Consider the following 19,794-nt stretch of genomic DNA (forward strand, 5'->3'; position numbering starts at 1 on the left):
GAGGAGGGCGGAAGCATGCGAAGCTACGAACGGTCAAAAACCGCTTACGAAGAAGCGGTGAAATTGATGCCGGGCGGGGTGAACAGCCCGGTGCGCGCCTTCAAGTCGGTCGGGATGACGCCGATTTTCATGGCGCGCGGCCAAGGAGCGAAAATTTACGATATTGACGGCAATGAGTACATTGATTACGTACTGTCATGGGGTCCGCTCATTTTAGGGCATGCCAACCCGCAGGTCGTGGAAGCGTTGAAGCGCGTGGCGGAACAAGGCACAAGCTTTGGCGCTCCGACATTGCTTGAAAATGAGCTCGCCAAGCTCGTGATTGAGCGGGTGCCGTCGGTGGAAATCGTGCGGATGGTCAACTCCGGTACGGAGGCGACGATGAGCGCCCTCCGCTTAGCGCGCGGCTACACGAAGCGCAACAAAATTATCAAATTTGAAGGCAGCTACCACGGCCACGGCGATTCGCTGCTCATTAAAGCCGGATCCGGCGTGGCGACGCTCGGCCTGCCGGACAGCCCGGGCGTGCCGGAATCGGTCGCCCAGCATACCATCACGGTGCCGTACAACGATTTCGACAGCGTCCGCTATGCGTTTGAGCGGTTTGGCGAAGACATCGCCGCGGTGATCGTCGAACCGGTCGCCGGCAATATGGGCGTCGTTCCACCAGTGCCTGGCTTTTTGGAAGGGCTGCGCGAGGTGACGAAACAATACGGAGCCTTATTGATTTTCGACGAGGTCATGACCGGGTTCCGCGTCGATTACCACTGCGCCCAAGGGTATTATGGCATTGAGCCGGATTTGACGTGCCTTGGCAAAGTGATCGGCGGCGGCTTGCCGGTTGGGGCGTACGGGGGCAAAGCCGAGATCATGGAGCTTGTCGCGCCGAGCGGGCCGGTGTACCAAGCCGGCACGCTCTCCGGCAATCCGCTCGCCATGACGGCCGGGTACGAGACGCTCCGCCAGCTGACGCCGGAAACGTACGAAGAGCTTGGCCGCAAAGCGGCGCGCCTTGCGGATGGGCTTCATCAGGCAGCAGAGAAATACGATATCCCGCATACGATCAACCGCGCTGGGTCGATGATCGGCTTTTTCTTCACGAACGAGCCGGTGGTCAACTACGAGACAGCGAAAACGTCCGACTTGGAGCTGTTTGCCGCCTATTATCGGGAAATGGCGAATGAAGGCATTTTCCTGCCGCCGTCGCAATTTGAAGGGCTGTTTTTGTCGACGGCGCACAGTGATGATGATATTGAATATACGATTGCCGCTGCTGAGCGGGTGTTTGCCCGTCTGCGCGGATAAGGAAAGGGGCTGCCGACGGTCGGCAGCCCAATTTTTTATCATACCGCCTCGTTTCCGTTCATACAATGGATAATGTCATAGAAACTATTTGCCGAAGGGACGGAAGGAGGAGGCCCGGTTGGAGCAATCGTATTTGCGTTTTTCATTGGAAGAATCGGTCTGGTTTAAAAGAGGACAGGAAGTCGCCGAGTTTTTATCCATTTCTCTTGATCCGGTCATTTCCGTCGATGAGTACGACCAATATATTACGATCCGCGGCGCGCTTGAGTTGAGCGGCGAATTCCACCAAGCGGGCGAAGGGCAGGCTGAAGCGGATGACGACGTGTTTGAGCTGGCTGGTTATCGGTTCATTCAGCACATTTCGGTGCGCGAAGACGGGATCAGCGAACTGTCGCACCGCTTTCCAATCGATATTACGATTCCAAAAAACCGCATTCGTTCCCTTGAGGATGTGTACGTGACGGTTGAATCGTTTGATTATGATTTGGATGAAAACGGAAGATTGCTGATCACTGCCGACATTTCGATCAGCGGCATTAGTGAAGCGCCGCTTGACGATGATTTGCCGGACGATGAGGAGGACGATGAGCCGCTGTTTGCCCCGTTTGAATCAATCGCCCGCAAGGAAGCGGCCGGTGAGGAAACGTTTGCTTCCGTGGATGATCTCACCGATGAGGCGGATGAACAGCCGGCTTTTGCCGCCGACGAAACGACCGTTTCCGTCATGGAGCCGGCCGCCATGCGTCATGAAGAAACGGAGGCTGAGGAAGAAGAGGAGGCCAAAGAGCCGTTTTTGCCGCTTGAGACGGAAACGAAGGAGGTCAGCGCACAGACGGAGGAAGACATCGCTTCGCTGCTGCCGCCAACTGAGGCGAAGGTATCGATCGGGGCGGCGAAAAAGGCGGTTGAGGAAGAAGAAGAAACGAAAACAAAAAGCGAAAATGCGCTTTACTTGACGAAACTGTTTGCGAAAAGCGAGGAGAAAGAGTTTACGAAACTGAAAATTTGCATCGTCCAGCAAGGAGATTCATTGGACAAGATTGCCGAACGGTATGATGTGACCGTCTCGCAGCTTTTGCGCGCCAACGATTTGGAAGGCCCAGATGACGTGCACGAGGGGCAGCTGCTCTATATTCCGGCCATGGCGGGAAGCCGTTCTTTCGCCTGAAAGGGACGCTTTCCGTTTCTGATCAGTAAGGGGGCGTAACGAATGGCCGCACAGGCTGACCGATATGAGGCTGTGCTCGCCCAGTACGGTCTTCGTCCAGAGCGCATGGAGCAGCGAGGCAAAGCCGTCAAGGTATACACGAACCGCGGTGTTTTCGCCTTAAAGCCGCTTGAAAGCGAGCAAGAAGCCGCCGCCGTTTGGCAGTCTCTCCAGCATGGCGGCCCCCGTTGTCTCCCACTTTACCTGACGCGGCGGCGGTCGCTGTTTGCCACAGAAGGCGGCCGTCTTTATTATTTGCAAGCATGGCATGGCGGCGAATCAAAGGTGGAGAAGGATGCGGTGGACGCCTTTTTTCGCGAGCTCGCCCGCCTCCATCGCGCCACCGTCCGTACGATCGAGGTGAGTGAGGAAGAGGCGGCGGCGTACCGAAAGCAAAAAAAGGACGAATGGCAACGGGCGCGGATGGTTTGGGAAGAACGGATTGAGCGGTACGAAGCGGCGTGGTACATGTCTCCGTTTCAGCTCCAATGCTGCACCTATTTTCATGAGGTGATGCGCGCGTACTCGTTCGCTGAAGAACGGCTCGATGTGTGGGAAGAGACGCTCAAAGAGACGAAGCAATGGCGCATCGCCTGGGTGCACGGCAAAGCGCGCCTCTCCCACCATCTCCCGCCGTATTGGATCAGTTGGGAGCGGGCGCATTGGAATTCGCCGCTCTTTGATGTGATCGCCGCGCTCCGTTTTCACGTACAGACAATGCCGCCGCTTGGGCGCGAGTGGCTTGAAGGGATGGGGGAGTACGAGAAGGAGCTGCCGCTGTCCGACGGGGAGCGGGCGTTTTTATACAGCCATTTGGCGGAGCCGCGTGGGTTTGTCCGCTGTTTGGAGCGGTATGAGGCCGCTTCGCGGAACGAGCGGAACGAACGGGAATATGTGGCCGCGTTGCAGCGTCGTTATTTGGCGTTCAAAAATATGGAGGTGCTCGTTATGCACCTTGTCCAACGCGACGCCGCGCGGCAGCAGGAAGAAGCGGTGGACAACGAACCGCCGGTGGATGAAAGCAGCAATGGTTAAATCGATTTTGAATGCAGCCCAAACAAAATGGCGTCCCACTAAATCCATTCCAGATGGAGCGCCACGGCAATGAAAACGAAGATGGCCAATAAAATGACATCAAACGTCGTTGGCAGAAAAATAGTGCGGATCGCTTGAAAAATGGTGAGCGGGATGATCACTTGGGCGCAGACGGCGCGCACTTGCCGAAGCCACGGCGGCCATGAATACGGGTTGAATCGCCGCATCGGTGTTCCCTCCTTCCCGGGTTTACTATACAATATGAAACAACAAAATGTTTGTCACCAACCGCCGGCCAATGGAATAAATAAATAAAAACTTGGCAAAGATGATGGACAATGGTAGTATAATAATCGAATCATGACGACAAAAGCGAAGACGGGGAGGAGTACAGCGGTCCGCGCCTGCAGAGAGGGAAATCGGAAGCTGCGAGATTTCCTAGGATGACGGCTGCTGGAAGGTCGCCCTTGAGCTGCTTCTTTGAAAGGCGCTGCTGCCGAGTAGAGGAAGCCGGCATCATGCCGTTATGCCAATGAAGCGCTTAAGCTTCTAGAAGGCCGGTCAACCAAACTGATTGTGGGCTCGCCAGCCGATGTTTCACCGGTGGGTTGGCCGTGTTGCAGTTCTCTTCATCACCAGCCTTCTAGGCTTAAGAAAAAAGGTGGTACCGCGAAAGTAGCTCCTTTCGTCCTTTTTGGATGAAAGGGGCTTTTTTGCTTGCCGGCTGTGCGGCATTGCTTAGTGGGAAGCCGCCGTCGGCCGCATTGTCCATCATGTTGAAGGAGGGAAATGAAACATGGCACAGCACGAAGTGTCGATGCCGCCCAAATACGACCATCGCGCCGTTGAAGCCGGGCGCTACGAATGGTGGCTGAAAGGAAAATTTTTTGAAGCGACCGGTGATCCGAACAAACGACCGTTTACGATCGTCATCCCGCCGCCCAACGTCACCGGCAAATTGCACTTAGGGCATGCGTGGGATACGACGCTGCAAGACATCATTACGCGCATGAAGCGGATGCAAGGGTATGACGTCCTGTGGCTTCCGGGAATGGATCACGCCGGCATCGCCACCCAGGCGAAAGTCGAGGAAAAATTGCGCCAGCAAGGGCTGTCGCGCTACGATTTAGGCCGGGAAAAATTTTTAGAAGAAACGTGGAAGTGGAAGGAAGAATACGCCGGCCATATTCGCAGCCAATGGGCGAAGTTAGGGCTTGGGCTTGATTACACGCGCGAGCGGTTTACACTTGACGAAGGGCTTTCCAAAGCGGTGCGCGAAGTGTTCGTCTCGCTCTACCGGAAAGGGCTCATTTACCGCGGCGAATACATCATCAACTGGGATCCGGTGACGAAAACCGCGTTGTCGGACATTGAGGTTATTTATAAAGAAGTGAAAGGCGCGCTCTACCATATGCGCTATCCGCTCGCCGACGGCTCCGGCTTCATCGAGGTGGCGACGACCCGTCCGGAGACGATGCTCGGCGATACGGCCGTTGCCGTGCATCCGGATGACGAGCGGTACAAGCACTTGATCGGCAAAATGGTGAAACTGCCGATCGTTGGCCGCGAAATTCCGATCATTGCCGACGAATATGTCGATATGGAGTTCGGATCCGGAGCGGTCAAAATTACGCCGGCGCACGACCCGAACGACTTTGAAATCGGCAATCGCCACAACTTGCCGCGCATTCTCGTCATGAACGAAGACGGCACGATGAATGAAAACGCCATGCAATACCAGGGGCTTGACCGGTTTGAATGCCGGAAGCAGATCGTCCGCGATTTGCAAGAACAAGGCGTTCTCTTTAAGATTGAAGAGCATGTTCACTCGGTCGGCCATAGCGAACGAAGCGGCGCAGTTATTGAACCGTATTTGTCGACGCAATGGTTCGTGAAAATGAAGCCGCTCGCCGAAGCCGCCATCAAGCTCCAGCAAACCGACGGCAAAGTGCAGTTCGTGCCGGAACGGTTTGAAAAAACGTATTTGCATTGGCTTGAAAACATCCGCGACTGGTGCATTTCACGCCAGCTTTGGTGGGGGCATCGCATCCCGGCATGGTACCATAAAGAAACGGGTAAAATTTACGTCGACTATGAACCGCCCAAAGACATCGAAAACTGGGAACAAGACCCCGATGTGCTCGACACATGGTTCAGCTCGGCGCTTTGGCCGTTCTCGACCATGGGCTGGCCGGATGTGGAATCGCCGGATTACAAGCGCTACTACCCGACCGATGTGCTGGTCACCGGTTATGACATCATTTTCTTCTGGGTGTCGCGCATGATTTTCCAAGGGCTCGAATTCACCGGCAAGCGCCCGTTCAAAGACGTGCTCATCCACGGCCTCGTCCGCGACGCCCAAGGGCGGAAAATGAGCAAGTCGCTCGGCAACGGCGTCGATCCGATGGATGTGATCGACCAGTACGGCGCCGATGCGCTCCGTTACTTCTTGGCGACCGGCAGCTCGCCGGGGCAAGACTTGCGCTTCAGCACAGAAAAAGTCGAAGCGACGTGGAATTTTGCTAACAAAATTTGGAACGCCTCGCGCTTTACCTTGATGAACATGGGCGGCATGACGTACGAGGAGCTTGATTTGAGCGGCGAAAAAACGGTCGCCGACCATTGGATTTTAACGCGTCTGAACGAAACGATCGAGACGGTGACGAAGCTCGCTGAGAAATACGAATTCGGCGAAGCGGGGCGTACGCTGTACAACTTTATTTGGGACGACTTGTGCGACTGGTACATTGAAATGGCGAAATTGCCGCTTTACGGTGACGACGAAGCGGCGAAAAAGACGACGCGCTCCGTGTTGGCGTATGTGCTCGACAACACGATGCGCCTGCTTCACCCGTTCATGCCGTTCATTACCGAGGAAATTTGGCAAAACTTGCCGCATGAAGGCGAATCGATCACCGTCGCTCCGTGGCCGCAAGTGCGCCCTGAGCTGTCGAACGAAGAAGCCGCGGAAGAAATGCGGATGCTCGTCGACATCATCCGCGCCGTCCGCAACGTCCGCGCCGAAGTGAACACGCCGCCGAGCAAGCCGATTGCGCTCTATATTAAGGTGAAAGATGAACAAGTGCGGGCGGCGCTCATGAAAAACCGCGCCTATCTTGAGCGGTTCTGCAACCCGAGCGAGCTCTTGATTGATACAAACGTTCCCGCGCCGGACAAAGCGATGACGGCGGTCGTCACCGGCGCCGAGCTCATCATGCCGCTTGAAGGATTGATCAATATTGAGGAAGAAATGAAGCGGCTTGAAAAAGAGCTCGACAAATGGAACAAAGAAGTCGAGCGCGTCGAAAAGAAACTGGCGAATGAAGGCTTTTTGGCGAAAGCGCCGGCTCATGTCGTCGAAGAAGAGCGGCGCAAGCGGCAAGATTACATCGAAAAACGCGAAGCCGTCAAGGCGCGCCTCGCCGAGCTCAAACGGTAGACAAACGATCTTGCTGTTGATTATGATGAAGACGAATCCGCTTGCGGGCGGGTTCGTCTTTTTCGATAGGGATGATGATGCCGAAGGAAAATGCCTTCGACATATACGATCCAGTCTTGGCCCCGATTGCCGCATGAAACCGGAAGCAGGACAAGACAACAACGAACAAGGAGGATGATGAACATGGTTCGAACGTATGAAGAAGCAGTCGCTTGGATTCACGGGCGGCTGCGGCTCGGCATGAAACCCGGGTTGAAACGGATGGAATGGATGATGGAACAACTCGGGCACCCGGAACGCCGCGTCCGCGCCGTCCATATCGGGGGAACGAACGGCAAAGGGTCAACGGTCGCCTATTTGCGCTCGATTTTGCAGGCGGCGGGCTATTCGGTCGGCACGTTCACCTCGCCGTATGTCGAGCAGTTTAACGAACGAATCAGCATAAACGGCCAACCGATTCGCGATGAAGAGATCGTAGAGCTCGTGCAAACGATCAAACCGCTTGCGGACGAATTGGAACAGACGGAACTTGGCGGACCGACCGAGTTTGAAGTGATCACGGCGATGATGTTGTATTATTTCGGCAAACAAAACATCCAAGACATCGTGCTCATTGAAGTCGGGCTCGGCGGCCGCTTGGACTCAACTAACATCATTTATCCGCTCCTTTCCGTCATTACGAACGTCAGCTACGATCATATGAACATCTTAGGCGATACGCTCGATCAGATCGCCGCGGAAAAAGCGGGGATCATTAAATCAGGGATTCCGCTTGTGACAGCGGTCAACGAGCCCGAGGCGTGGGAAGTGATCGCCAAAACGGCGGCGGAGCGGAAGGCGAAAACATATCGTCTCGGCGTTGATTTTACTGTAACAGACTGGAAAACGATCGCCGAAGGAGAGCAGTTTTCCCTCGCCACGCCGTTTGCCGAATATCGCGATTTGCGCATTCAAATGCCCGGCGCCCATCAAGTCGAAAACGCGGCGGTGGCGGTGATGGCGGCCGAACTATTGCGCCTTGGCTATTCGTTTTTGATCGAGCCGGAGCATATCGCCGATGGGCTGGCCACAGCCGCTTGGCCCGGCCGGTTTGAGCGGGTGAGCGGCAAACCGCTCATCATTCTCGACGGCGCCCATAACGAAGCCGGAATTCGCGCCCTTGTCGAGACGGTGCGCGCTCATTATCCCGACAAGCGCGTCCATGTCTTGTTCGCCGCGCTGACCGACAAGCCGCTGGAGCGGATGATTCAACGGCTTGATGAGCTCGCGGATACAATCACGTTTACCACGTTTGATTTTCCGCGCGCGGCAGCGGCGGAACAGTTGTATGCTCTTTCATCCCATCGGCATAAGGCGACTGTTCATCGTTGGAAGAAGTGGATCGGTGAGCAGAAAACACGTTTGTCGGCTCAAGAAATGTTGCTGATTACGGGGTCTTTATACTTTATTTCCGAAGTGAAAAAAAGCTTGTGTAAGAAAAATTTGCTATCAACAACGTCTATGAAATGGTATAATGAAGATAAAGAAAAATAGGTAATTTGTCATGAAACGGGGAGAGGAACATGAGGAAAAGGAGGTTTTTCCAAGCTCTTACAGCGTCGGTCTGGGCATTTTTGCTCATGTTTTGCACAGGTGGGAAGGAGGTTGCCGTTCAAGCCGCTTCTTCCTCTCTGCCATCGCTTCAATTGCAGTTTTCTTCGTCACAATCAGAGTACGCCAAGCCGCCAAACGGCGATGCCCAAGGCCGGCTCGATGTGACGCTCGTTCCACAAGGCGCTGTTTCAGGAATCATCCGCCCGCCGATCGATGTCGTGTTTGTCATGGACGTGTCGGGGTCGATGACGGCAATGAAGCTGCAAAGCGCCAAATCCGCTCTGCAAGCGGCGGTCAACTACTTTAAGTCCAATTACAACCAAAATGACCGCTTTGCTCTTATTCCGTTTTCCGATGGAGTGCGGGAAGCAAGTGTGGTTCCGTTTGGGAAGTACTCGAATGTTGCAAGTCAGCTTGATGCCATTCTCAATACCGGCAACAGCTTGACCGCCGGCGGCGGAACGAACTATTCGGCTGCTTTGTCTCTTGCTAAATCGTATTTCACGGATCCAACGAGGAAAAAGTATATCATTTTCTTAACGGATGGCATGCCGACGGTGTTGAATACAGTCGATACGATTACGTATCGGGAGGTTAAACCGAAATTTCGGGGCGGATATCGGTATACAGGGAATAGAGTAACCGGTTCTCTTTCGGTCACATACGAATTGTACAGCGATGGATGGACTGCCGGTATCCGTTTTACCGACAACAAAGGATATTCTCGCCAATTTTACAGCGATGGGCAAGATTATGTTAATGGATGGTGGGTGTCTTGGGATAACGGCTATTCGTTCACTTACAGCAGCATCGAAAGGAAAATCCGAGCCGATGCCACAGCGGTGGCGAAAACGCTCGGGATGAACAATATCACTCTTTACTCAATCGGCTTCGGCGACAATGATGAAGTCGATATGGACTATTTACGGTCGCTTTCAGCGACTGCCGGCGGCGAGGCGCGGCAAGGAACGACGCAAAATTTGACCGCCTTGTTCCAACAGTTTTCCCAGCTTGCCACCACGCCGGCGATCACCGGAACGATCCGCATCCCGCTTTCGTCGTTTGGCGGCAATGTCGCCGTTGCGGAAAACGGCCAAGTATGGCTGGATGAAAACAAGCAAAACGCGTATATTTCGTTTTCCATCCCATACCAAGTTGGTCAAGGCACTCCGGCGCCGGTGACGATTCCGATTCCCGTGTCATTTAAAGCAAAAGGGACATATACGTTCACTGCTGAACTGACGTATCGCGATGTGTATGGCCAACCACAGCCGGTTGTGACGAAAACGGTGACCGTCACGGTCAAAGACGAAGCGCCGCCGTCGTTTACTGGAACGGTGAAGCTGCAAGGGTTGACCAATGATGTCACAAGCTTAATCAAACGGGGGGCAACCGATGGCGACGACAACCGCTTCCGGGCCACGTATTCGTTGTCGCTTGTCGGGTATGTCGGCAATGCGACCGGGACGATCAGCAATGTGAGCATTGTCCAAGAACTGCCCGATGGCATCTCCGTTGTTCCCGATGGCAAAGTCACAACCTATGTGGAGAATGGCAAGCGTTATGCCAAATGGTCTTTCACCAATCAAACGTTCGACTACAGCCAGCTCAACAAACTGACGCTCTCGGCGCAATGGGTGATGCAGGCTGATTTTGCCATGAACAGTGTTCAATTGCCGCCAGCTTTGGTGACATTCACCGACAGCCGTTATGGTACCAAAACATCGACGCTCGTTCCGCCGGCGGAACGAATCGGCATGACAGTTCGCTTGGATGATTTTCCGAACGTTTACTATGAAGGGAATGGAATGGGGACTATTACCAAACACAAATTTTCTGCTTTATCAGACGACATCGTCGGGCGGGCGGATCCTAATGCAAATGGATTATTGCCGTTGCCTGTCAAAGCGATGCAGTATGACCCAAATGATGACGGCGTGCTGCTTGTCACGTACAGCAACGGCCGGACGGTGCGCGTTGCCTTGAAACCGCAGCTGTCGATCATAACGGAAAGCGGTGTGGCGGAAAGCGGCGCTGTGATCACGGAAGCACCGACTGTCAAAATGGTGGGGCTTGTCGCTGGCGAAGGGGTGAAGTACGAGTACCAAGTCGTACGAAATGGCGTGGTTTCAGACTGGCAGCCGCTCGCTTCGCCGTATATGATTTCCATTTCCGATGACGGTGAGTATACTGTCGCGGTGCGTTCGGCTGGGGGGCTGACGCGCGGTGACGGAACGACGAAGGTAGCGTTCCGTTATAAGAAATTAATCCGCCACTTAGTGCTTGGCGATTACGACCCGACGATGAATGTCGGAGATACGCAGAAGATTTCAGTGACGATCGTTCCGAGCGATGCGACGAACAAAACGCTTGCGTGGACATCAAGCGACCCGAGTGTCGCATCCGTAGATCAAAACGGCATGGTGACAGCGCGAAAGCCTGGAACGGTGACGATCACCGTCCGCGCGACAGACGGAGGAAATGCGTCAGAGACGGCAACGATTCGTGTGATTGATCCGTACGTACCGCTTACAGGCATGGCGTTCCGCAATCCAATTCTATACATGAATGTCGGCGATGATCCACTCGAAGTGGCGTCAGAACTCCGTTTCATTCCGGAAAATGCGACGGACACGGCGCTTCGCTCTGTTGCAACGTCTGACGATCGGTTTGTCAAGGTGGTTCAAGAAAACGGGAAATGGTATTTGCAAGCGGTTGATGTCGGATATGCCACCATCACGGCGACAGCCAAGGTGAAAGCGCTGGATGGCCGGGATATTCAAGCTGAGGCGACCGTCATTGTCCGATCGCCTTCCACCAACCAAAATGGCGGGAACGGCGGCAAATGGTAGCCATGAATAAAGCGCGGCCTCCCTTTCGGGAGCGCCGCTTTCCGTTTTGAATCAAAAATGCCTCCTTCATTCTACTTCCAATCGGTCGACCACGAGCGAAATGCGATTGACAAAAGGAAGTCCTGTCCCTTGTTCAACAAGCATTTCAGGACGATAGCGGACGACGAGGCGTGAGGATAACGGATCACTTCCTGGCGTAAACCGGTCCGGTTCTCCGTTTTCCCCATTGACTTGACCGCGGAATGCGTTGACGACAAGCCCATTGATGTCTGTGTCTGGAGCTGTTGCTCTGTTTCCGCGGGCGAACAGCCCGCCTTCGATATACAAGTAGGATCCAACGGCATAAATCGTGGCGCTGCTGTCTGTGTAAAAGTATCCTTTCAAATTCGGTGTCGGAATGGTTGGGTTATTGAATTCATTAATACGGGAAATATCGAGCGGACCTTTCGACAGCAACACAACACCTTTGTTGTTTAGCGCCCGTTCGATCCGGCTTTGGTAAATTTTCGTGCTCCCGGTGACGTAGATGCTTGCGTCAAGCCGCAAGTTGCCTGTCAAAGTTAAATCACCGAGGACGATAAAATTTCCGCGTACGCTGACAAATGTACTGGGATTTGTCGGCCCATCAAGGCGAAGATCGCCGTTGACAATGAGCCATTGGTTGACTCCGCTGTTCTGAATATCGACATCTCCTCTCAAAACGCTGTTTCCATCGAGGTAGAGCGGTTTGGTTTTGGACTGCTCTTTGATCACTTCTTCAAGCGTTTTACGTGGATCGTTTGGATCCGGTTGATTCGATTGGATCGAGGTCCATTGATTGGACAACTCTGCCACTAACGTGTGAAGTTGGCTATTTTTGTCCCCGGCTTCTTGAATGGATTCCATTCGCTCAATGTAATCGGATGACGGGGGCAAAATTCCCGATGCTTGCAACAGTTTGTCGGCCACAGTAAGGTCAAAATCGACATCGATAAAATCTTCGTTTTCTTGCCTGATGGTTGGCGCCGGTTCTGGCACATCCGTCGGCCAACGAGGCGCCCAATTGGTCTTCATGCGAAAACGGCCTTGTGATGCTTCCCAGCAACCGGTCGTTTGCCCGCATGCATTCAATTGTCCGTCGTTTGTATACCAAATCGAGGAAGAGGATAAAAGCGGCATGCCGGCGTTAGACGAATTGACGGTCAGCTGTCCGTTTGCCTTCACATAGTTGGTCGCGTTGCTGGCATAGGCGTTTTGCCCTGTGTATACATTCCCGTTTTCGACATAAACCCCGCCGTTGAGGACCACTGTTTCCTTTGAGCCAAGCGCATATTTCAAAAAGCTTGGCGTATTGGTCACAAAGACGAGCCGCTTGACGGTTCGCGTCCGATGGCCGTCATTGAACGTTTTCGTTAAACGAAGGGCGCGAAGAAACACTTGGTTTTTGGGAATATCATATTGCTCGCTTTCATCTTCCATGATCACCCCGTAGCGGTCGCGCAGGCGGCCGGCGATCGTGTCTTCTCCAGGAGACGAGCTGCCAAGCCCGAGAAACTGATCCCATTGGTCAGGCGCAAAAATACGATGGCGGACCAAAAAATTTGGATCCGATAACTCTGCTTTCAGATCGGCGACCGCCTCGTTGACATCCGTCTTCGCCTCATGCAGCGATTGTACGTCATCCACGCGCACGGTGGTGAATTGGGCGTGCTCGACGGCGGTGGTGACAATGGTTAGACCTAGCAATAAAAAGACGGTGATGACCAACAATGTTGTAATCAAACTATATCCTCGCTGATCTCGGCGCATAGGGCCTCCCCCCTAAAAACCGAATTCCGTCTGTAAAGTGAAAGGTTTTATTGAAAGCATCCCGTTGTTATTCCCATCTTTGATCGTTAAGATGATGGTGATAACCCCACTTCGGCAAATTTCTCCGTCTCTGCGCGCGCAACGGAACGAAAAGGAGGAAGAATCGTCCAGCAAAAGGCGTGTGGATGTAATCGCTTCCCCGTCCATCATCAGTTTTCCGTCTTTAATCGAAATGATTCGATGGACCGATTGCGCCGCGGTTTCGCGGGAAACAAGACCGACTTGGTTGTTCGTTTTGAATTGCTCGTTTTTGACAAACGACAGTTGACTAAGCGTTTTGTTTTCTTGGCTCCGATCGGCTTCAAGGCCGTCCGGCGAGAACATGTACAAGGCATTCATGATGCGTGCCACCGCGTAATCCGCCTCGCTCCGCAATTCACTTTCAATGCCGATGTGCTGATAAACGCGAATGCCCGCTAGAAAAACAGTATAGATGGCGCCAATGATCAACATGGAAATGGAAATGGCGGCCAACAGCTCGACAAGCGTCATCCCATCTTGGGTGTTAACGGATCGTCTCATCGGTCACCACTCCTTCCACCCATGTGATGTCGCCGTTTCGTTCTCCCCAACGGACAACGGCGTACAGTTTCGCCATGTAGGTGCCGGCTTCGGAGGAGATCATGTTGTTTCGTTCAAGACGGATCTCTTCTTTGAGCCGCTCCGGCAATGACGCAAATTCAGAGGAGGTGAGGAATCCGTCCCATCCTTTTTGATCGCAGCGGATGATGTACACCGTTGTTTCGTATTGAACATCATTGATTGTTGGGGCGAGCTGGGCGGTGCATGATTGTTGAGAGCTTATCGTTTCGCCCTGATTTCCGCTTGGAAACAATAAAGAGGACAAGGCTTCATGGCTGCAGCTGTTTTTCTCTACTTTAAGAAATGAAAGATTGTTCTCTGTCATGTAATTCGATAAGGAAGAAAAGAGAACATTTTTTTCAAAGTACGCCATCGTTCCACGCGCCACGTTGATGGCCACCGTTCGTCGTTCGTTATCGGCTGTATACGTCATAGCGTGGGTGAAAAAGGAAAACAAGCCGATCGCCACCGCAGACAACAGCGTGATGGACAACAATGTCTCGATAAGGGTGAACCCTAAAGTGCGTCGGCAGGAAAAAAAATTCTTGTCCGTCATTGATCACAACCTTCTTTCAAAATATGTAACTTTATTATACAATAAGTAAGAGTCGAATGTTGCAGATTTTTAGTATAAAAGAGGTCTTTTGTCATAGAAGAAACGGGGGGGCATGATGAAAGAGGCGCTCATGTATGCCGGTGCTTTTGTCGTGGCGCTGCTGCTGATTTGGCTTCTTCCGCTTGGCTTCAGCCGGCTTGGGGGGCTTACAGCGGTTGTTATGGCGCTGTTGGCTGCGCTTTTGGCCGAATTTGCTAGTTCGATCATTCCGCTTTGGCAGGCCGGGCTTCTTGTTCTTTTGTTGTTGGCGGCTGCATCGTATTTGCTTGACCGCCGATTTGGCGCTGTTCTTTACCGCGCCGGGGCTTCTCGTGAATCAAGTTTTGTAAAAGAAGAAAAAGAGGAGCGGTCGGCGCCGGAATCTTTGGCTTCTGTCCCTGTTTTGCCAAAGGCGCCGTTGCCGTCGATCCAGTTTGATCAAGCGCCGCCCCTTTCTGAACCTAATGAATCATCATCGATAGAGCAGACAGCAGAACGGTCGGAAGAAGTGAACCATTCTCCCGCTGACTTGTTGATGGAGGCAGCGGCAGAAACTGTTCCACCGTGGGAGCAAGCGGAAGAAATCGTTGGAGCGTCCGAACCGCTGCGGCGTGTTTCCGATTGGTTGGATCAGTGGCCGGGCGCTGTGACGCCGGACCTTGAGACAGCGGTGCTTGATGAAGTGTCAAAAGAGAGCGGAAATGAAGGATCGCAAGCCGATGAGCCGGTTCTGAATGCAGCAGAAATCGTTAAGGGTGAGAGCCGCGGCGAGAATGAATGGGATGCATGGATGAGCATGGATGATCGTTTCTCAGAGCGCGTGGAAGGCGGAGAATACGAGTTCTCTTCAACGGACAGCGTCAAACGGGAGCACGGAGGCGTCTTTTTCGAGGCGGCCGTGGCTCCGGATGAGGATGGATTTGCCGGAATCCATGACATCTGGCATCATAAAGAAGGACAACGCGTGGAGGCGGAAAGCTTCGAGGACGATGGCGTGATGTTTGCTGATGGCCTTGAGATTGGACATGATCAAGACAGCGGTGCGGTCGATTGGATGGATCGGCTCGTGGATGATGCCGTTTCGTTGAGATCAGCTGCTGAAGCGATGGTCAGCGAAAAAACAGCGGACGCTTCCGAGCAGCAAGAGGAACAAAAGGCGGATTCCGAAGAGAATCCTCAATATGAAGAATGCGTCGAGGCGGCAGATGAGCCGTTTGCTGAAGAACCAATGCATTTGGTTGCTTCGGAAAAAGCGCAAATGGCGGCAGCGGAATTGATGCTGAGCCGCCGCCGTTTGACGGCCGATGCGTATGAACAATGCCTGCATCAATGTTTGCAAGCCCCGCTTTCCGATCGCGATTACTACGTATTCGCCCGCCTGCTGTTGGAGCATTATGCACTGGAACAAAATGGCCAACAGCTTCGTGCGTGGGTTGACCAGCTCGAGCGACGTTTTTCAAACTATCCAGCTATCGCGGCTGAACTGGCACTCTGGCGGGAAATCGCCGCTACATTAGCAAATGGTTGAGGTGAAGAGGATGAAAGCGAGCGCGCAAATCATCGGATTGCCGATCATCAGCATTGCGGATGGGATGCAAATCGGCGCCGTGAAAAGCTTTGTCATTAATCCTGATAAAGGTTCCATCGATTTTTTGACTGTCGAGCAAGAAGATGTGCAACTCAGTTTAAAAGCGATTCCGTTTAAAAAAATCGTCGGAATCGGCGAATTCGCCGTTACGGTGGCAAGCAGCCATGATGTCATTGATTTGGCGGAAATTCCGATTGCCAACCAGCTTGTCAACAAGCAAATCCGCATCAAAAATACAAAAGCCATCACGCGCAAAGGACAGCTTTTGGGGGAAGTCCATGAGTTTTTCCTAAACGAAGAGACAGGGGATATTATCGGCATCGCCCTTCGCCTTGAAAGTGGAGAAGCGGTGTTGCCATCCGCCCAAGTGTTGACTTATGGAAAGGATATATTGATCGTCAGCGACGACGCTTCGGGAGCTCTCCTTTCCGATGCGTCGATGCTCATTCAAAAGAATGAAAAAGAAACAGAGGCCAGCAACATTCCTGAACAGATCCAAGCTATGTCGGAGACAGCGGAAAATGTCGAAGCGCTTGAATCGCTCCGTGAAAAGCAAGTGGCGCTTCTTGCGGGGAAACGGGTGACCAAGGATATTTATGATTTGAACGGCGAACTTCTGTTTCCAGCGGGAACGACGCTTCGCGAAGAAGATGTGAGAAAAGCGCAAGAGGCGGGTCCAAGCGTCATTGTTGATGTGTCGATGAACATCGAAGCTGAGTGAAAAAGGGGGAGCTCGAGGTGAGAGCGGCTTCCATAGGAAAACTGTTTATCGTGATGGCGGTTTGCACCGTTTATTTCCTCACCTTTGCCCGCTTGGGCGTTTTGGCTTATGAGTCGTTTGGCCCTGATCAAGACCGCTATCGCTCCGGGACGTACGTCGGGCCGATTTCGCTTGCTGGGATGACGAGAGCGGAAGCCCAACAGGCGGTGGCAGACAAGGTGAGCGACTGGCGATCGACAGCTTCGATTTCGGTCCGCTATCAAGAAAAGAAAGCCGAGCTGCCGGCTGACATCTTTACATTTCGCTTGTCGGAAAGCACAAAAAACGTGGTCAACGGCCGTTCCTCGCCGCTTCTTGTGTTGGCTGACATGAGCGCTTGCATGGAAACCGTTGAACGCCTTCTCCCGCCGGCGGCAGTCCCCGCCTTGGATCTCAAAGCGTTGGAAGCGGATTTGGAGGCGGCGGCGTCCCAGCTTGCCGTTCCGAACAAGCCGCTCGACTTGGCCCATTATCTTCCCTCTTCCGGGAAGGGGCAGACGGTCGTGAGTGAAGCGGCTGTTGCCGTTCGCGATCAAAGTCTCTCCCGTTTTCTTGCTTCGGAACGCCGTGTCGTCCTCCGCTCCAATCAATTGGTCTCGTTGCGCGCCGTGATTCAGCAGGCTGGTGGCGGGCTGTCGAATCAGGCTGTCGACGCATTGGCATCAGCGGTGTATCGTGCTGTGCTGTCGACGAATTTTTTGTTGATGGAACGGTATGCGGGAAGTTCGCTTCCAGATGGCATTCCTCCGGGATTTGAGGCCAAGGTGGATGACAAACGCGATTTACAATGGTTGAATCCGAACTCGACGGACTATACGCTCATTCTTCGCTACGATGGCCGCCAAGTGAAAGCGTTAGTGTACGGTTGGCCGTTTGCGTATCAATATATCGTGCGCACGAGCGGGCTAGAGCGGATCGAACCGCGCAAAATCATTCAATACGATGCCCGGTTGGCGCCGGATGAAACCGTGACGAAACAAGTCGGCCGTTCTGGATTGCTTGTAAAAGTCGAACGCGAAGTGCGCGATGGCTCCCGGCTGATCCGCAAAGAGACGGTGAGCGAGGATTTTTACCCTCCGACGTATGCGGTTGAGGTAAGAGGGCTTGAAGTCCCAGAATCTTCATCCAATACAACGGGGGAAGGAAGCGAAACGCCATCTTCACCGTCTGATGCAACGAATAGCGGTCAGACTGAAGCGGAAAGCGGTCAAGAGAAATCAGAAGTCCAAAACGGCGAAGGGCAAAGCGGCAGCGACCAGACCAACGCAGCCCCTTCAACCGAATCGAAGCAAAGCGGGGAAAGCGGGGGAAGCCGATGAACAAAAAACGTGAGCGGAAACGCCTCGGTGATTTGTTGGTGGAAGCGGGGCTGATTACGGAAGAACAGCTGGCTGAAGCGTTGCGTGAGAAAACGCCTGGGCAAAAGCTTGGCGATGCGTTGCTGCAGCGAGGTTACATCACAGAGCAGCAGCTCATTGAGGCGCTTGAGTTTCAGTTCGGCATTCCTCATGTCAGCTTGTATCGCTACCCGATTGATCCGAAAGCGACGAGCCTAGTGCCAAAAGAGTTTGCTCGCCGCCATCTGATCATGCCCCTTAAGGTGGAAGACGATCGATTGCTCGTTGCAATGGCTGATCCAATGGATTTTTTTGCTATTGATGATTTGCGCTTGTCAACGGGGTTTCAGATCGAAACAGCGATCGCTTCAAAGGATGATATTTTGCGGGCGATCAATAAATATTATGACATGGACGAATCGTTTGATGATTTGCTGCCAGCGCCGCCGACGGAGATGCGCGAAGACGGGCGGACGGCCGAGGACGATTCCCCGATTGTTCGCCTAGTGAACCAAATTTTGCAGCTTGCTGTCGAACAGCGGGCAAGCGATATTCATATCGATCCGCAGGAGACAAAAGTGCTCATCCGTTATCGAATTGACGGCTTGCTTCGAACGGAGAGGGCGCTGCCGAAACATATGCAAAGCATGTTGACGGCGAGGATCAAAATTTTGGCCAACATGGACATCACCGAGCATCGTGTGCCGCAAGACGGGCGGATCAAAATGAACATCGATTTTCATCCCGTTGATTTGCGCGTGTCGACATTGCCGACGGTGTATGGGGAGAAAATCGTGATGCGCGTCCTCGATTTGGGTGCGGCGTTAAACGATATTCATAAACTTGGCTTCAACCCGGTCAATTTAGATCGGTTCATCCGTTTGATCGAGCGTCCGAACGGCATCATTTTGATCACCGGGCCGACCGGTTCGGGGAAATCGTCGACGCTTTACGCGGCGCTCAATCATTTAAACAGCGAACATGTCAACATCATTACGATCGAAGATCCGGTTGAATATCAGATCGAAGGCGTCAACCAAATTCAAGTCAACCCGAATTTCGGCTTGACGTTCGCCCAAGGGCTCCGCTCGATTTTGCGTCAAGACCCGAACATCATCATGGTTGGGGAGATTCGCGACCGCGAGACGGCGGAAGTGGCGATCCGCGCCTCACTCACCGGGCATTTAGTGTTGAGCACGCTCCATACGAACGATGCATTAAGCACGATCACCCGCCTGATCGATATGGGGATTGAGCCGTTTTTAGTGGCCACATCACTCGCCGGCGTTGTCTCGCAGCGGCTTGTGCGCCGCGTCTGCCGCGACTGTCAAGAGGTGTATGAGCCGACGAAGCGGGAGCGGGACATTTTCGCCCGCCGCGGCATTGAGGTTCATCAACTTGTCCGCGGCCGCGGCTGCCCGATGTGCAACATGACCGGTTATCGCGGACGGCTGGCGATTCACGAGCTGCTTATTGTCACCGATGAGATGCGGCGCGTCATTTTAAACAACGAGCCGTTTTCGAAATTGCGAGAGCTTGCCCTGCAAAACAAAATGATTTTTTTGCTGGATGATGGGCTGTTGAAAGTGAAGCAAGGGTTGACCACGCTTGAAGAAGTGCTGAAAGTGGCCATTTTGCATTGATGGGTGAGAC

The 19,794-nt window shown here is 53.3% G+C and carries 14 protein-coding genes and 1 other annotated feature; of the genes, 10 read left to right on the forward strand and 4 right to left on the reverse strand.

The window, feature by feature from the left end; all coding sequences use genetic code 11:
* Positions 1-15 precede the first annotated feature (15 nt).
* From hemL to ysxE, 3 genes are all read left to right on the forward strand, one after another.
* Positions 16-1,305 (forward strand): glutamate-1-semialdehyde 2,1-aminomutase, encoded by a 1,290-nt coding sequence (gene hemL, locus NSS88_RS12855; RefSeq protein ID WP_049624176.1) that lies wholly within the window; start codon positions 16-18, stop codon positions 1,303-1,305.
* 118 nt (positions 1,306-1,423) lie between these two features.
* A complete protein-coding gene (gene spoVID / locus NSS88_RS12860; RefSeq protein ID WP_049626523.1) occupies positions 1,424-2,473 on the forward strand; it encodes a stage VI sporulation protein D in 1,050 nt (349 codons plus the stop codon).
* Positions 2,474-2,515: 42 nt separating this feature from the next.
* A complete protein-coding gene (ysxE, locus tag NSS88_RS12865; RefSeq protein WP_049624178.1) occupies positions 2,516-3,547 on the forward strand; it encodes a spore coat protein YsxE in 1,032 nt (343 codons plus the stop codon).
* Positions 3,548-3,585: 38 nt separating this feature from the next.
* Here ysxE and NSS88_RS12870 read toward each other — a convergent pair whose 3' ends face one another.
* Entirely contained in the window at positions 3,586-3,774 is a 189-nt protein-coding gene (locus tag NSS88_RS12870) for a hypothetical protein (protein WP_011232115.1), read from the reverse strand.
* Between the two features lie 139 nt (positions 3,775-3,913).
* Positions 3,914-4,243 (forward strand) — a binding site (T-box leader).
* Positions 4,244-4,343: 100 nt separating this feature from the next.
* Here NSS88_RS12870 and NSS88_RS12875 point away from each other — a divergent pair.
* The 3 genes from NSS88_RS12875 to NSS88_RS12885 all read left to right on the forward strand — a co-directional run bounded on the left by NSS88_RS12875 (position 4,344) and on the right by NSS88_RS12885 (position 11,431).
* Positions 4,344-6,986, forward strand: a complete 2,643-nt coding sequence (locus tag NSS88_RS12875; protein ID WP_341084917.1) for a valine--tRNA ligase — start codon at positions 4,344-4,346, stop codon at positions 6,984-6,986.
* Between the two features lie 183 nt (positions 6,987-7,169).
* On the forward strand, positions 7,170-8,519 hold the full coding sequence (locus NSS88_RS12880; RefSeq protein WP_049626522.1) for a bifunctional folylpolyglutamate synthase/dihydrofolate synthase: 1,350 nt from the start codon (positions 7,170-7,172) through the stop codon (positions 8,517-8,519).
* Between the two features lie 29 nt (positions 8,520-8,548).
* Complete coding sequence (locus tag NSS88_RS12885; protein WP_049626521.1) at positions 8,549-11,431, forward strand: VWA domain-containing protein; 2,883 nt, start codon at positions 8,549-8,551, stop codon at positions 11,429-11,431.
* Positions 11,432-11,497: 66 nt separating this feature from the next.
* Here NSS88_RS12885 and NSS88_RS12890 read toward each other — a convergent pair whose 3' ends face one another.
* The 3 genes from NSS88_RS12890 to NSS88_RS12900 are packed head-to-tail and all read right to left on the reverse strand — an operon-like array spanning position 11,498 to position 14,417.
* Positions 11,498-13,219: a hypothetical protein gene (locus tag NSS88_RS12890; protein WP_021321851.1), complete on the reverse strand. Its 1,722-nt coding sequence runs from the start codon at positions 13,217-13,219 to the stop codon at positions 11,498-11,500.
* Positions 13,220-13,231: 12 nt separating this feature from the next.
* Positions 13,232-13,801 carry a PilW family protein gene (locus NSS88_RS12895; RefSeq protein ID WP_021321852.1) on the reverse strand — a complete coding sequence of 190 codons (570 nt, stop codon included), beginning with the start codon at positions 13,799-13,801 and terminating at the stop codon, positions 13,232-13,234.
* Positions 13,785-14,417 (reverse strand): type IV pilus modification PilV family protein, encoded by a 633-nt coding sequence (locus NSS88_RS12900; RefSeq protein WP_049626520.1) that lies wholly within the window; start codon positions 14,415-14,417, stop codon positions 13,785-13,787. Before NSS88_RS12900 ends, NSS88_RS12895 begins: the two co-directional genes overlap by 17 nt.
* Before the next feature lie 115 nt (positions 14,418-14,532).
* Here NSS88_RS12900 and NSS88_RS12905 point away from each other — a divergent pair, with 115 nt between their 5' ends.
* Genes NSS88_RS12905 through NSS88_RS12920 form a run of 4 tightly spaced genes read left to right on the forward strand, consistent with a single transcriptional unit; the run spans position 14,533 to position 19,784 of the window.
* The gene (locus NSS88_RS12905; RefSeq protein ID WP_049626519.1) at positions 14,533-15,984 is read left to right on the forward strand and encodes a hypothetical protein; all 1,452 of its coding nucleotides are present in this window, start codon (positions 14,533-14,535) and stop codon (positions 15,982-15,984) included.
* 10 nt (positions 15,985-15,994) lie between these two features.
* A complete protein-coding gene (locus NSS88_RS12910; protein ID WP_033025927.1) occupies positions 15,995-16,765 on the forward strand; it encodes a PRC-barrel domain-containing protein in 771 nt (256 codons plus the stop codon).
* Positions 16,766-16,782: 17 nt separating this feature from the next.
* Positions 16,783-18,123 (forward strand): VanW family protein, encoded by a 1,341-nt coding sequence (locus tag NSS88_RS12915; protein ID WP_049626518.1) that lies wholly within the window; start codon positions 16,783-16,785, stop codon positions 18,121-18,123.
* Complete coding sequence (locus tag NSS88_RS12920) at positions 18,120-19,784, forward strand: GspE/PulE family protein (RefSeq protein ID WP_341084925.1); 1,665 nt, start codon at positions 18,120-18,122, stop codon at positions 19,782-19,784. Before NSS88_RS12915 ends, NSS88_RS12920 begins: the two co-directional genes overlap by 4 nt.
* The last annotated feature ends 10 nt before the right edge of the window (positions 19,785-19,794 follow it).

Origin of the sequence: Geobacillus sp. FSL W8-1251, assembly GCF_038005945.1 — a bacterium.
Lineage (GTDB): Bacteria > Bacillota > Bacilli > Bacillales > Anoxybacillaceae > Geobacillus > Geobacillus stearothermophilus.

Excerpts from the sequence above, each read along its gene's own strand:
- hemL (WP_049624176.1), top strand. The coding sequence starts at position 16 with ATGCGAAGCTACGAACGGTCAAAAACCGCTTACGAAGAAGCGGTGAAA.
- ysxE (WP_049624178.1), top strand. The coding sequence starts at position 2,516 with ATGGCCGCACAGGCTGACCGATATGAGGCTGTGCTCGCCCAGTACGGT.
- NSS88_RS12870 (WP_011232115.1), bottom strand. The coding sequence starts at position 3,774 with ATGCGGCGATTCAACCCGTATTCATGGCCGCCGTGGCTTCGGCAAGTG.
- NSS88_RS12875 (WP_341084917.1), top strand. The coding sequence starts at position 4,344 with ATGGCACAGCACGAAGTGTCGATGCCGCCCAAATACGACCATCGCGCC.
- NSS88_RS12880 (WP_049626522.1), top strand. The coding sequence starts at position 7,170 with ATGGTTCGAACGTATGAAGAAGCAGTCGCTTGGATTCACGGGCGGCTG.
- NSS88_RS12885 (WP_049626521.1), top strand. The coding sequence starts at position 8,549 with ATGAGGAAAAGGAGGTTTTTCCAAGCTCTTACAGCGTCGGTCTGGGCA.
- NSS88_RS12890 (WP_021321851.1), bottom strand. The coding sequence starts at position 13,219 with ATGCGCCGAGATCAGCGAGGATATAGTTTGATTACAACATTGTTGGTC.
- NSS88_RS12895 (WP_021321852.1), bottom strand. The coding sequence starts at position 13,801 with ATGAGACGATCCGTTAACACCCAAGATGGGATGACGCTTGTCGAGCTG.
- NSS88_RS12900 (WP_049626520.1), bottom strand. The coding sequence starts at position 14,417 with ATGACGGACAAGAATTTTTTTTCCTGCCGACGCACTTTAGGGTTCACC.
- NSS88_RS12905 (WP_049626519.1), top strand. The coding sequence starts at position 14,533 with ATGAAAGAGGCGCTCATGTATGCCGGTGCTTTTGTCGTGGCGCTGCTG.
- NSS88_RS12910 (WP_033025927.1), top strand. The coding sequence starts at position 15,995 with ATGAAAGCGAGCGCGCAAATCATCGGATTGCCGATCATCAGCATTGCG.
- NSS88_RS12920 (WP_341084925.1), top strand. The coding sequence starts at position 18,120 with ATGAACAAAAAACGTGAGCGGAAACGCCTCGGTGATTTGTTGGTGGAA.